Consider the following 13,996-nt stretch of genomic DNA (forward strand, 5'->3'; position numbering starts at 1 on the left):
GTACCACGATAACATCGGAAAGCCATGCTTCCCATTTTCATGAATGGGAAGCATGGCCTTTGCACTTATTTATTAGCGTTAATCCATAGGATGCCAGTCGCCTTTTGTGTTGTGATATTTCCATGACCATCTGCAGCTTTTACTTCCACGACGGCACCAGGTGCCTTTACATTCGCTGTTGCAGTATAGTAGCCAACGTAATGTCCTGAAGATGTTTCTTTCATCGGCAATTCAGTTGCATTTGCGATGCTCCTTGCATTTGTCAAAGGCATCAGTATCGAGAAACTGGTTGTTAGTCCGGGTTCACTGTCAAATTCGATTTTGACCGATTCGCCACTTTTCAAGGTCTTATCCTCTTTCGGCAATAAATCAGTTATTTCCGGGGCGATATACTTTGCATCGATCGAGACGGATTTAGTGCTTTTATTGCCTGCCTTGTCCAGTGCGACTACCTTAATGTTATTGATACCTTCATTCAACATAAGTCGATAGGAGAAGGTGTTGTCTTTCACAGTAGCTTTCTGACCATTTACTTTGACATTATTAAGATTTTCATCCGAAATCGCACCTGTAACGATTACCGATTCACGGTTGGTTTTGGAACCGTCTACAGGTGCAGCAATCGCAAGTTCCGGTTTAGCCGTATCCAATATCACTTTTACAGATGGAGAGGCCTCAGTAGAACCTTGACTAGTTCGAGCTTTTGCTGTCAAAGTATTTTCACCATTCCCTAATGTGACTGGAACAGTGAAGGTTCCTGCTTCAGTTGAATCAGTACTTGCTACTTTCTCACCTTTGTTAAAAATATCTACCTTTGTTGTAGGTGCGGATATACCTTCAACTGTTACTTCTTTTTGATTCGAATACGCATTGTCTTTAGGAGAGGTAATTACAGGTTCCTTCACTTCGTAATTGACAGTGGCACGAATCATGTAGTTTCCTTCCTCAGTTGGTGATTGCGACCATGAACCACCGACACCCTGCCAGCTTCGTCCTGCATTAGGCCCATCTTCATCTGTACCTAATCCTGGAGCATTCGGATTGGCCTTTGATTGGGTATAAACAATAAAGAAATCACCCTCAACCATGATTCCATGCTCGCTCAGATCAACATGTGTCCATTGACCGTCACGCAACGCAGTCTTATTGAAAGGACCTGCGATTTTTTTACCTGGCAATCCGTCTGTTCCTGAAGCATCATATACAGAAACTTGGAATTCAGTCCCGCCCGGAACAGGCCATGTGGTATCCCAGAAGCGTAAGAGAGCGCCGGTTACATTTGCCGTTTTATTTCCCGAAGCTAGCGACATCTTTACTGCCCAGCTGTTTCCTGCCGCATTATAGGCACGGGCATTTTCTGCTGTTCCGTCGTCATACTTAATCTCATCTGGGTACCCGATGAACGGTTTCAGTTCAATATCTTTCGTGGAGTTATTACCGTCCGAAATCGTTACTGATGCTTCATTGCCGTAATAAGAAGGAGCCACGACTTTCAAGGTGTATTTACCTTCATAAGCAGTTAAGGAGTATTCACCCTTTGAATCTGTGGTTACCGGTTTAATGGCAGCATCTTCAAGAAGGTATACTGTAGCGCCAGAAACTGGTTCACCAGAAATTTTGTTGGTGATTGTACCGTTGATTGTACCTTTAGGAATTTCTTGAAGTATAAAGTTCGCAGTTGTTATGTCATCCTGTTCTACGTTGACTCTTGCTGTTTGCGATAGATACCCATAAGTTTCTGCTTGCAAAGTGTATGAACCTGATGCATGTGTTAGTTGGTAGGAACCATCTTGTGGGTTTGTATACACAGATCTACCTGTTTCTAAAACACTGACCTGAGCCTGCAATGGAAGAAGTAATGGAGCAGGCTGAGCTTTTTCAGGGTCACTCACTTTTTCTGCAATGGGCTTAATTTTATCAGGATCAACTTTCGGTTTGGCTGAAACGGAAGAGTCAGACTTGTTTATACCTAATCCTGTTTTAGCTTTTGCAGACGGTTGAAGGGCAGTATCAGCCAATTTAACATCATCAATATACCAGCCAGGTTTTTGGACTGAACCATCAGATGTTACATTAAAGGCAATATAGATTCGTTCTCCAGCATATTGGCTAAGGTTTACTTCACCATCAATCCAACTATTTGACTTATCGTTAAAACGAGCTGCTTGAACCCAGTTCGTTCCATCTTCAGAGATAAATAAATGGGCGAAATCATAATTCTTTTCAAGTTCGTACCAATGTTTAAATTGTAAATAGCTTGTCCCTTCTGGAACATCGATTGGAGGCATTTGCAGACTCATGTTGGCACCATTGGAATAGTTTCCAGCAAGATTTGTTGCATAAACCTTTTGACCGGAAGATGCAGAATCTGGTCCGCTTGACGGAACGCCCCAATCCCAGTCATTATTCGTGCCAAATGAGCTCCATCCAGTTGTTGGTTTCTCTTCGAAATCCTCTGTATAACCTAATCCAATACCAGGCAAAAGATCGATGGTATAATCATCTGTAGCTGTCTCTGAACCACCGAAGTCTGTAGCGGTCCATTTATAAACGATGGTATCTTCCGTCAAGTCCGAACCCGGAATAGTAGCCTCAAACGTTCCCGATTTATGGTCACCGTCCGATTTTTGACCTTTGATTTCAGCCCAAGTTCCATCGGCTTTTTGATAGATAAGGGTAACGGAAGTGACACTTACATTATCAGACACTTCAGCCTGAAGCGATAGATTCATTTTTTTATACGACTTTTCTGGTGCTTGATGCGAAATGACAGCTGCTTCTGAGTCATCTCCAGACTTGGTTACTTTTCCTTCAATTTTCCCAAGTCCGCTTACAACTGACGAAACTGCATCAAATGCATTTACAAGGCCATAGCCATAGGCATGGTTGGGCGTTACTGGATAATTATTGTCTGTCAATGGAGTAGCAGTTGTTAGTAAAATTTCCTCAAGTTGGTCAACTGTTAAGCTGGCATTTGCTTGTCTTAATAGAGCAGCGACCGCTGAAATGTGAGGACCTGCCATAGATGTCCCGTTCCATCCGCCTTCATATGCACCGCCAGGAACGGCAGAACGAATGTTGACGCCTGGTGCAGAAATATCCGGTTTAATTTCTCCGTAGGGTGATGGTCCGCGTAAGGAAAAACTGCCGACCTTATTGTTTAGGTCGGTTGCTCCAGTGGCAAATGCCTCTGGATAGTTCGCTGGATTCGCTACTGAACCAGCACCGCCAGGATTTGATAATGTAGTGTTTCCTGCAGAAAATTCCGGGAATATCTCTGCAGCTTTCCAGGCTTGTACCATTGGACGGTACCACTCATCGAGACCTGCTCCGCCCCCCCAAGAGTTATTGACAACATCAGGTGCTTTCTCAGGATGGGGATTTCCAGAAGCATCTTTCGGAGCGATAACCCATTCTCCTGCCTCTAATAAATCTATGTCTGACCCGCCATCTTCAGAAAACGCTTTAACGGAAATGAATGTGGCACCTGGGGCAACCCCGATTTGATTTGCACCATTTGGTTCAGAACCTACCATCGTACCGATTGTATGTGTTCCATGACCCAAGTCATCATAGGGAGCGGCTTGTCCGCTAACTGCATCAAACCAATTATATTCATTGTTTGGCACGTCTGGATTGGCAGGATTATACCCGCGATACTTTGTTCTCAGTGCTGGATGGTTCCACTGAACTCCTGTATCGATAGAAGCGATAACCGTACCCGCACCATCAATGCCCATATTCCAGACAGCAGGTGCTCCGATTTTTTCGATATTCCATTCAATTCCTGCAGTACCGGCCCGTTTATTGCTGGCTTTTGAAGTTGCAGTTTTGCTTGCCGGCTGAATGAGCTGCCTCTTTTCATTTGGCATGATTCTTTCCACTTCGGGAAAGAGGGCGATTTGCTTCATGACATCTTTTGTAGCAGTAACAGCAATCGCATTAACAATATAAAAAGATTGAAAATCCTTTGCATTACCGGCTTTTTCTTGCTTTTTTAAGTAGTTCTTAATATTGACTTGTGTTTCAAGAGCAGTAGCACGAAGCTCAGAGACTACACTTGATCGTTTAAGTAACTTTGAATTATTTGCAGATAATTTTTGTGATTTTGCTATTTTTGCAGCTTTTGAGGATACGTCCTTGGTGTCCACTTGTTCTTTGAATTTAACGAGAAAGGTTACCTTTTCTTTTTTTTCAAACTGTTTAAGTACTTTAGAGGCAACTTTCTTTTGATTCTTTCCCGATAATTCATCTTTAGCGGAAGTATGAAGTTTATTAGATGCTGCTGTGATGGAGCTTGTCGGCAGAATGATCGATCCAATAAGCATGATCGTGAATAATAAACCTAACCATTTTCGTTTGTTTTGCAAGTTTTTTCCCCCTATTCCATTTTCAAAGAACAAAAAGCGACCAGCCTATACCCAATTTCTCCTCCTTTCTAAATAATTGGCCACTATGTAGAACCATGTTAATGATAACCAATAAACATATGAGAAAAATGTCATATTTTGGAATTAAAAATGCTATTTCGTGAAAATGAACACATTGTAGGAAGAGTGTGTATGGAAAAATAAGGGGAAATACCTCTGGTTTGAAAAGAGAACGGAAGGAATATAAAAAAAACATGCTATTCTACGGGTGTCAAAAGGACTCTTTTTTATTTCAAAAATAAAAATGGTAATAAAGGTTCAAAATGTCTTGTTTACAATTTGTTATATAGACGGCAATCTTTACTCGAGACATGTCAGTGAATGGAAAGTCCTTGAACGAAAAAAAAGCTAATCCAATTTGGATTAGCTTTTTTTCATAACCGTTTCATTCTTCGCAGGCACATTGGCATGATCTTTTTTATAAACTCGTTGCAGCACGATGGACTGAACAATCATGAATAAACCTCCGATTGACCAATACAGTGGCAATGCTGCAGGAGCGGAGAAAGAAATGAATAAAATCATCACTGGTGAGAGCAGGCTCATCACCTTCATTTGTTTCTGCTGTTCTTCCGGCATTTGTCTCATGGAAATGACTGATTGGAAATAATAGATGACACCAGCGATAATCGCCATGGCAATATTCGGCTGGCCAAGGCTGAACCAAAGGAAATTATGGGTCGCAATTTCATGGGAACCTTGAATCGCATAATAAAAGCCCATTAGAATCGGCATTTGGATTAAAAGCGGCAGACAGCCCATATTTAGCGGATTGACTCCGTGCTTTTGGTATAGCTGCATCATTTCCTGTTGCAGGGCCTTTTGTTTAACTGGATCCTTAGTCTCTTTAATTTTCTGTTGGATTGCTGCCATTTCTGGTTTCAGCCCATTCATCTTCGTTTTCATGCTGAGCTGTGTTTTATATTGCTTGGCAGTCAGTGGAAGCAAGACTAGACGGATGAGAAATGTCATCATAATGATACTTAAACCATAGTTACCATTAAATATATCAGCATTGAATTCAAGCATTTTTGTCATGGGGTTAACCAATGCTGTATGAAATGGGCCGCTCGTTGCTGCAGAGCATCCTGTCAAAAGGGTCGTAGCTAAAAATAGGACGGTAATTAGTAACATGCTTTTCTTCTTCAAAATAATTCCTCCTCGAATTGTAAGTAGTTAAACAACAATAAGGAGGCTTGGTTCATCTGAATCATCGAGTGAATCCTTTTGCTTTTGCCGGATAAATGTGAAAAAGCGCTGTGCACCCCGCCAGTCAAAAATGCTGCATGCTTGAACAGGGGATTTACCTTTATCTGAGTGAATCGAAGCTTGATGTTTATCATTCAAAAGCGATTGCTTTTTATTTAAGAAGTAAAACGCAGCCAGTGGAAAGACAAAGGTCAATAAGTAACCTGCCCATACCGCATGACGAACGGTCTGATAATCGAATTCTAATAATAATTCCCACATAGGAATCCCTCGTTTTTTCTAAGATAAAAAAATTTAGTTCCGCTGGCCTCCACGTTGATTTAGGGGCCAGGAATGACTATCTTGATTTAATGAGTTTAAATCATTAAGAACACTATATCAAATTTTAGTGCATGAAAGCTAAAAAATATAGGGTTATTTTCAAAAAATACACAGGGAATATTTTCTGGAATATTAATTTGACATTAAACGTCTTGCAGAATCCAGATCGTGAATGTAATTCGAGCGAGATTGCACAAATGGACATTCGTCTACATATGGATAAAAGGAAGTTCAAATATGAGGTGAAGAAGTATAAACCGACCGATACAATCAACCAAAATAACGGTACCGAAAACTCCGTGGCAGGTAAAAGATGGAGACGAAGCCACCAGCGATGGGCCTATTATGGAACGGACGCGCATGAAATACCATCATTTCAATGTTTTAAAAAACCAATCCGTATGAGGGATTGGTTTTTTATTTAGGCTCTTTTCGTAAAGATTGTTGTTTTTAAAACGAAACTATTTAAGGTTGATTGGAGCGGAAGTGCGAGACTCCTGCGAGAGCAGCGGGACAGGTGAGACCCCACAGGCGTTTACGCCGAGGAGGCTCACCGCCCGCACCAAGGAAAGCGAGCATCTGGAGGGAAATCAACCACAACTCACTACCTGGTAAATAGCAACAAAGTATGTGAAAACAGCCTTTATTTTTTAATTCATTCAAAGTTTCAATCCAAAAAATAATCAGGAAAATCGGAGATGATACCATCTAACTTCATCTTTTTGAACATGTGTATTTGTTTTTTATTGTTGACGGTCCATGTATACACTTTCATCCCGTGCTCCTGGATGCGCATTTGCAGCTTAGGACTCATAATCGTTTGCTTTGGATTCAAAAATGATGCAAACTCTGCAATCTCTTTTAATTTTTGGTCATTAATTCGCCGTTTTATCAAAACGCCCACTTGTATGTCCGGCATTAGCTGATGAAACCTTTTCATGGATTCCAAATCGAACGAATGAACCATAACCCTATTATTCCCTGATGAATATTCTTGGATCTTTCCTAATTCTTCAGCAAGTTTCTTTTCAATGCCAGGATAAGAAGATGGATGTTTTATTTCGATTAAGATTCCAACTTCAGACCCGAAATTCTCCAATACCTCACTAAGTAAGGGGATCCTTTCGTTTTTATAACGAGCATGATACCAGCTCCCTGCATCCAATTCCTTTAATTCGGCCGCCGTGTAATCACGGAGGTTTCCTTTGCCGCTTGTGGTTCGATCCAGTGTGGGATCATGATGAACCACAATTACACCATCTTTACTAAGATGAATATCCACTTCCAGGAAATCAGCTCCCAATTCAATTGCTTTATTAAAAGATGCCATTGTATTCTCGGGGCAATATCCAGATGCACCGCGATGTCCTATCTTAAGGGGGGAATGCTGCATAATGAAGTTCCCAGGGAATTCACTCTTTGTTCTTTTAGAGTAGAGGACGAACAAAACAAGTACAAGTATGGTAACCGAGATAATAAGTAAAAATGCAATCACCGTTCACACTCCTTTTAGACACATTAATAATAAAAATCTTCGTTATCCTTTACCTTAACTTAAATAAAATAAAAGAAATTTGCAATTTGACAGCTTCATTTCATAATTTTATTTGTTAAATAGGAAAAAAACATATTTAACACAATCCAGACTTAAGAGGATTTATTGGAAAGGCATGGAATACTTATAATTTAAGTATCAATAAAGGGGGAAAGCTGATGGAATTGCAGGTGAAACCGAAGTCTAAAAAGTGGAAGGGGAATTTTGGTTTATTTTTTTCCCTGCCCATTATTTCATGGGCCTTATACGATTTTGCCAATACGATTTTTTCTTCTAATATCAATACGATTTTCTTTCCATTTTTCCTCCAGGAACAGATAGGGGAAAATGCTGTCCTAGATCAGATTGCCAGTACCTTCATCTCCTACGCAAATGCGATTGCCAGTTTGTTTCTTGTTTTGTTTTCCCCGCTGTTCGGGGTCATGATCGATAGAACGGGAAAAATGAAAAAATACATTATGATTTTCACACTCATTTCTGTTGCAAGTACATTTTTAATGGGGATTTTTGGAGGGATTTCATTCGATGGAAAGTTTCTTGGCATCCCAATTTCCTTAGCGATCGTCATTCTTTTATTTGTAATCGCTAAGTTTTTCTATCATTCAAGTCTTGTTTTCTATGATACGATGATGAGTGATCTAGGCACGAAAAAGCAATTGCCGCTTATATCAGGCTTTGGAGTGGCGGTAGGCTACCTTGGAACGTTAGTGGGATTGTCGATCTATCCATTCATAAGTAAAGGGAGTTCACATGAAGCCTTTATGCCTACGTCCATTTTATTTCTGGTTTTTTCGCTTCCCTTATTCTTTTTTTTAAAAGAGACCCCAAAACAGCAAAAAGCCAAACAACCTTTTTTATCCGGTTATAAGGAAATTAAATCAACATTCAAAGAGATGCAATCCTATCGATCCGTTTTTACATTCATGATTGCTTATTTCTTTTTAAACGATGCAATTGCGACCACTATTGGCATGATGGCCGTATATGCCAAGACTGTTGTCGGATTTTCTTCAAGCGGGTTCATTTTGCTTTACTTGGTATCGACAGTATCGAGTATTGCCGGATCGTTTCTGTTTGGATACATCACACAGTCGAAGGGATCGCGGATAGCTGTGACATATGTGGGAATTCTGCTCTTGGTCGCTTTATTTATTGCGGTCTTTGCCCAAACCGCTCTTTGGTTCTGGATTGCAGGAAGTATGTTCGGCATTTCGCTGGGGTCGATGTGGGTTACATCACGGACATATATAATTGAATTGACCCCGGATGAGAAGAGGGGCCAATTTTTTGGGCTATTTGCATTCTCTGGAAAAGTATCTTCAATAATCGGTCCGCTTTTATATGGAACGATTACGTTGGTTTTCCATGACCTCGGTACATTGGCGAGCCGGATGGCATTAGGGTCACTGATTATCATGGCGGTAATTGGTCTGGGCTTTCTTTTGAAAATGAAGGGTTTGGAAGAAGTGAAATAAGGAAAAGGGAATGGAGCAAGGCCCATTCCCTTCCTAATCTTTATACCAAAATCAAGGTGACATCAATGTTCCCACGAGTTGCTTTTGAATAGGGGCAGGTCATGTGGGCTTTTTTGACAAAGTCTTCGGCTTCTGCTCTGCTTAAGTCAGGAATTGAAACATCCAACCTTACAGCCAATTTAAAGCCACCGTCTTCCTCATCTTTACCGATCGTGACATTTGCCGTCACGGAAGTATCGACTTTTTGCTTTTCTTTTTGCAGAACAAGATTCAAGGCACTGTCAAAACACGCAGCATAACCGGCTGCAAATAATTGTTCAGGGTTTGTAGCTCTTTCACCGGAACCACCCAATTCCTTAGGTGACCTCACATCAAAATCCAGAATTCCATCCTCTGACTTAACATGTCCTTCACGACCGCCGTGTACGGTAACAGTAGCTGTATATAATGGTTTCAATAAAAACAACTCCTTTGTATATTCTTACTATCATTAGTTCCCGCCTTTAAGTCTTATTAAACAAAATAAAGGGGGTTTATAGGAGTGCATTGCTTGAATTTTGGTTATTAATTGGTTTTAAATTGGAAGAAATTGTTTTATAATGAACTGTATTAGAAGGTGTAATACACCCAATGTTCAAGGAGGGTTGATGATGTTTGAGTTGGATGTACAAAGCAGAAAGCCGATATATGAGCAATTGATGGATAAGTTTAAGGAACTAATGATCAATGAAGTTTTACAGGCACATAATCAGCTCCCATCCATTCGAATATTGGCTCAGGAATTGACCATCAATCCAAATACAATCCAAAAAGCATACAAGCAGCTTGAATTCGACGGGTATATTTATACTTTACCAGGAAAAGGGAATTTTGTGGCACCTCCTAAATCTTTGAAAAATTCATTTAATGAAGAAAAGATCAGAAATGAGCTTGCAAAGGTTCTCGCTGAAGCTCTGTATATCGGGATAGATAAACATGAAATTTATAGATTAGTAAAAGAAATCAGTCCATTGGCAAAGGGGGGAGATTCATGATTGAAATAAAACAGGTGAGTAAATTATATGAGGGAAAAGAAGCAATCAAGAACGTCACCTTGGTCATACAAAAAGGCTCCATTTTCGGGTTATTAGGTTCCAATGGAGCGGGGAAAACGACTCTATTAAAAATGCTTTCAGGCAATCTGATACAGGATTCCGGTGAAGTCTTTATTGATCGATCATTTGTGTTTGAAAACCGTGAAGTGAAAAATCGTTGTTTCTTCCTCCCTGATACGCCATATTTCCTGGCTAACTATACGATCATGCAAATGGCAGGTTTTTATAGCCATATTTATAGTGATTGGAATCAAGAACGTTTTTACCAATTACAGGAAGTTTTCTCGATGCCTTTCCAATATAAAATACATAAACTATCAAAGGGTATGCAGAGACAGGTTGCTTTTTGGCTCGCACTCTCGACGATGCCGGAAGTTCTCATCCTAGATGAACCGTTTGATGGGTTAGATCCGGTCATGCGTAAAATTGTGAGACAGTTGTTGATTCAGGATGTCTCGGAAAGGGATATGACGGTATTAATATCGTCTCATAATCTCCGGGAAATTGAAGATCTAGCTGACCATGTAGGGATATTGCATAAGGGAGAGCTTGTTATCCAAAAGGATCTGGACGACTTAAAAGCAGATGTACATAAAGTGCAAATTGCCTTTAAACATAAAATCCCCCATGGTTTATACCGTGGAATTCAAATTCTTAACAAGGAAAGGCGCGGCAGTGTGATCGTTTGCATTGTTAAAGGTGCAGAATCCGTGATTAAATCGCACTTTAATCAATTTCAGCCTGAAATATTCGATATTCTCCCCCTTACTCTAGAGGAGATATTCATTTATGAAATGGGGGATATAGGTTATGTCATCCAGAATAACCTGGTTTAATCAAGAATTGATTATCTATATTTTCAGAAGCACTGGCTGGATTGGCTTCCTATACTTCGTCGGCCTAATATTTGCACTGCCACTGGAAATGTTAACGATTATTTTGAATGAGAATAATGAATATGTTGAGTTCGAAAACCTTTTTTCCAGTCAGCAGATGATTCAATATGTCTTGGTCATCGTTATTCCAGTATTATTTGCCATCTTCCTCTTTCGGTTTTTACAGATGAAACAAGCTTCCGATTTTATTCATAGTTTACCGATTACTAGACGAAACATCTTTTTTCATATGATTGGGACGGGAATGGGCTTCATAGTTTTGCCTATTTTACTTACAGGCTCAATCTTGATATTATTCCACTCTGCAATAGACATAGAAAGGCTTTATACCATTCCGGATATTTGGTCCTGGATGGGGATTACATTTATTTTGGAAGCTTTGATCTTTTCTGTTGCCGTTTTAATTGGAATGGTGACGGGATTATCGGCCTTGCAAGGCTTGCTGACATATATTTTTCTAGCTTTGCCGGTGGGATTGTTTGTCTTGTTTGCAGCCAATGTGAAGTTTTTGATAGCAGGATTTTCTGCAGATTATTATCTTAGTGCCAATATGAATGCCATTTCACCCTTATTAGCTGCAACGGAGATGGAAAAAATCACTTTTTTCTCAGTTGATATATTAATCTACAGTATATTGACCCTTCTTTTTCTGCTTAGTTCTCTTTTTCTATATGAGAGGAGGAAGCTGGAGCATGTATCGCAGGCATTTGTTTTCCCTAAGATAAAGCCATTATTTAAATTCGGACTGACTCTATGCATGATGCTGCTGACAGGGCTTTATTTTAGCGGAACGACAGGCAAACCAGGCTGGATTTTCTTCGGATATATCGTTGGTTCTTTGCTTGGATATTATTTAGGGGAAATCGTCCTGCAAAAGACTTGGCGAATACGGCTCAACCTGAAAGGTTATACAGCATTCACAGTGTTTATTATTGTTCTGGCGCTTATTTTAAAAATAGACCCCATTCAATATATGTCCAAGATTCCTGATGAAAAGATGATTAACCAAATATATATTGGCGATGCTCCTTTATTTTTTGATGATGACACGTTGGATCATGCACCCACTTATCTTAAAGAGAAGGAAAATAAAGAAGCGATCAGGTTATTGCATCAGCAAATTATCGAAAAGGGAAAAAAAGTTTCAATTGGTAAATTGGATGATGGAAAATCCATATTTCTGATGTATGAACTCAAGAATGGAAGACGGTTAGCGAGGGAGTATCATTTGCAAAACTATGACTTATACCTTCCGCTTTTGGCGAAAATTTATGAATCGAGTGAATATAAAAAAACGGTTAATGAGTTATTGAATGTTTCCGCTGAAGACGTTTCTAAAATCAAGATAACGGCGAGCGGACAAGTGGAAAAATCAGTAACGATTACAGATGGTCAACAGCTGGACGAAGCAGTGCAGGCTTTGTCGGAGGACCTGAATAATCAGTCGTTCACCCAAATGACATCCTCATTTGGTGAATATGCTTCCATTGACATTCTTTTGAATAATAATAAAATCATTTATCTGAATTGGGACTCTTCTTATACTCAGTTTTCAAAATGGATGGAAAATTCCGGACAAGCGGAAGAAGCGCGGTTAATGGCTGATGATATCTCTTATATTCTGGTTGCAAAGACGGATCCGAAAATTTATAATTCGAATTCTGAAAGTAAGCTTGTACAACAGATTGAACAAAAGCCGAATCGCATGAAAATTAACACGTCTCCGGAAATCGATTTGGCCATTGATAATGCCCAAATCGATTGGGGCGGAGAGTATTCAGCTGCCTTTTATTATAAAGATAGCAGAGATGTGGATATCAAGAGTTTTTCTGGCGAACATGTTCCCGGCTTTATTTTAGATCATTTTAACGAATGAGTGACAAGGTGAACAAAGATATGCCGCCTGTACACTGTGAATGAAAGGAATAAAATATAAAAGGATGCCGCCCTACTACGGGCGGCATCCTTTTGCAATGCATAAGACTTATTTTTGTGTTACTTTACTTTAAAGTTTTACGACGTTTTTAGCCTGAGGTCCGCGGTTTCCTTCTTCGATCTCGAACTCAACCTCTTGACCTTCATCAAGGCTCTTGAAACCCTCTCCCTGAATGGCGGAAAAATGTACGAATACATCATCTTCATTTGGTACTTCGATAAATCCAAATCCTTTGTCGCTATTGAACCATTTTACCTTACCTGTTACTGTCATTCTATGAATCCTCCTAAAAAGTTAAAAAATATTAATGGTGATGATTTTACCTGGATGGGAAAATCAATTCACACATTATCAAGCATCCACATTCAAGTTAAAGTATCATACGAAGATGCTTGATAATGTGTGAAAGCCTAAAGTAAAAATTAACCCACTAACCTCTGGAGCAATTTCCAATTTTTTAGTATATACCCACCTTTATAAAGGATAAAACAAATGGAAGTAATTTATACATTGTGAATTGGGAAAAATACTATTAGGGAGGTTATATAAAGGGAAGTATAACGGTATTGTCGTGCAGAATTCTCCTGGTTTGAAATTTGACGGGAATGCCATGTCCCAAAAGGAAAAGCCTTTATGGTTGAAATTAAAATAATCGGGTATAGGATAAGGAAGAAAGGACTGATGGATAAATGAAGAAATTATTAAAAAGGGCCCTCATATTTGCTGCTCCCATCATATTCAAAGAAGTAAAGAAACGATGGAAAAACAAACGGAATCAAAAAGCGATGAAAACAGCAAGGTAAGTTGGAAAAACAATGAAATAATGAACGATAATCATAAGAATTCGGGTAAGGGGCGCTGATTAAGCGTCTTTTGTTTTGCTATCTGAACAAATCCTTTTATAGTGTTCCATTCACCTCTACATCTTTCCTTCATATCGTGTTAAAATAGTAAGGTTGATTGAAATGAATGCCGAGTAGCCAAGGCTTAAGCCTTATGATATATTGCTTCTTACATATATTATGTATGATCAGGATCTTTGCTGCATACAAAGAAAGGTTGCCATTCCAATGTAAAAAT

At 39.5% G+C, this 13,996-nt stretch carries 10 protein-coding genes; 4 read left to right on the forward strand and 6 right to left on the reverse strand.

The features are described from left to right. Positions 1-65: 65 nt before the first annotated feature. The 4 genes from SB775_RS05715 to SB775_RS05730 form a co-directional block, all read right to left on the reverse strand. The gene (locus tag SB775_RS05715) at positions 66-4,328 is read right to left on the reverse strand and encodes a S8 family serine peptidase (RefSeq protein WP_410860829.1); all 4,263 of its coding nucleotides are present in this window, start codon (positions 4,326-4,328) and stop codon (positions 66-68) included. A 465-nt stretch (positions 4,329-4,793) separates the two neighbouring features. Further along, a complete protein-coding gene (gene yidC, locus SB775_RS05720; protein WP_284471386.1) occupies positions 4,794-5,579 on the reverse strand; it encodes a membrane protein insertase YidC in 786 nt (261 codons plus the stop codon). A gap of 27 nt (positions 5,580-5,606) precedes the next feature. Next, on the reverse strand, positions 5,607-5,900 hold the full coding sequence (locus tag SB775_RS05725) for a hypothetical protein (protein ID WP_089364146.1): 294 nt from the start codon (positions 5,898-5,900) through the stop codon (positions 5,607-5,609). Between the two features lie 727 nt (positions 5,901-6,627). Beyond that, positions 6,628-7,455: a glycerophosphodiester phosphodiesterase gene (locus tag SB775_RS05730; protein WP_089364143.1), complete on the reverse strand. Its 828-nt coding sequence runs from the start codon at positions 7,453-7,455 to the stop codon at positions 6,628-6,630. Positions 7,456-7,673: 218 nt separating this feature from the next. Here SB775_RS05730 and SB775_RS05735 point away from each other — a divergent pair, with 218 nt between their 5' ends. Next, positions 7,674-8,990 (forward strand): MFS transporter, encoded by a 1,317-nt coding sequence (locus SB775_RS05735; protein WP_176432002.1) that lies wholly within the window; start codon positions 7,674-7,676, stop codon positions 8,988-8,990. Positions 8,991-9,030: 40 nt separating this feature from the next. Here the strand turns inward: SB775_RS05735 and SB775_RS05740 are convergent, their stop codons facing one another. After that, positions 9,031-9,447, reverse strand: coding sequence for an organic hydroperoxide resistance protein (locus SB775_RS05740; RefSeq protein ID WP_089364142.1), 417 nt, complete (start codon positions 9,445-9,447; stop codon positions 9,031-9,033). Positions 9,448-9,640: 193 nt separating this feature from the next. Between SB775_RS05740 and SB775_RS05745 the strand changes: the two genes are divergently transcribed. The 3 genes from SB775_RS05745 to SB775_RS05755 are packed head-to-tail and all read left to right on the forward strand — an operon-like array spanning position 9,641 to position 12,856. Continuing rightward, positions 9,641-10,024 (forward strand): GntR family transcriptional regulator, encoded by a 384-nt coding sequence (locus SB775_RS05745; protein ID WP_410860805.1) that lies wholly within the window; start codon positions 9,641-9,643, stop codon positions 10,022-10,024. Further along, positions 10,021-10,920, forward strand: a complete 900-nt coding sequence (locus SB775_RS05750) for an ABC transporter ATP-binding protein (protein ID WP_410860807.1) — start codon at positions 10,021-10,023, stop codon at positions 10,918-10,920. The genes SB775_RS05745 and SB775_RS05750 overlap by 4 nt, the downstream gene beginning before the upstream one ends. Then, complete coding sequence (locus tag SB775_RS05755; protein ID WP_410860809.1) at positions 10,895-12,856, forward strand: DUF6449 domain-containing protein; 1,962 nt, start codon at positions 10,895-10,897, stop codon at positions 12,854-12,856. Before SB775_RS05750 ends, SB775_RS05755 begins: the two co-directional genes overlap by 26 nt. Before the next feature lie 129 nt (positions 12,857-12,985). Here the strand turns inward: SB775_RS05755 and SB775_RS05760 are convergent, their stop codons facing one another. Continuing rightward, positions 12,986-13,189, reverse strand: coding sequence for a cold-shock protein (locus SB775_RS05760; protein ID WP_061462203.1), 204 nt, complete (start codon positions 13,187-13,189; stop codon positions 12,986-12,988). Between the last annotated feature and the right edge of the window lie 807 nt (positions 13,190-13,996).

It is taken from the genome of Peribacillus sp. SIMBA_075 (assembly GCF_046534585.1).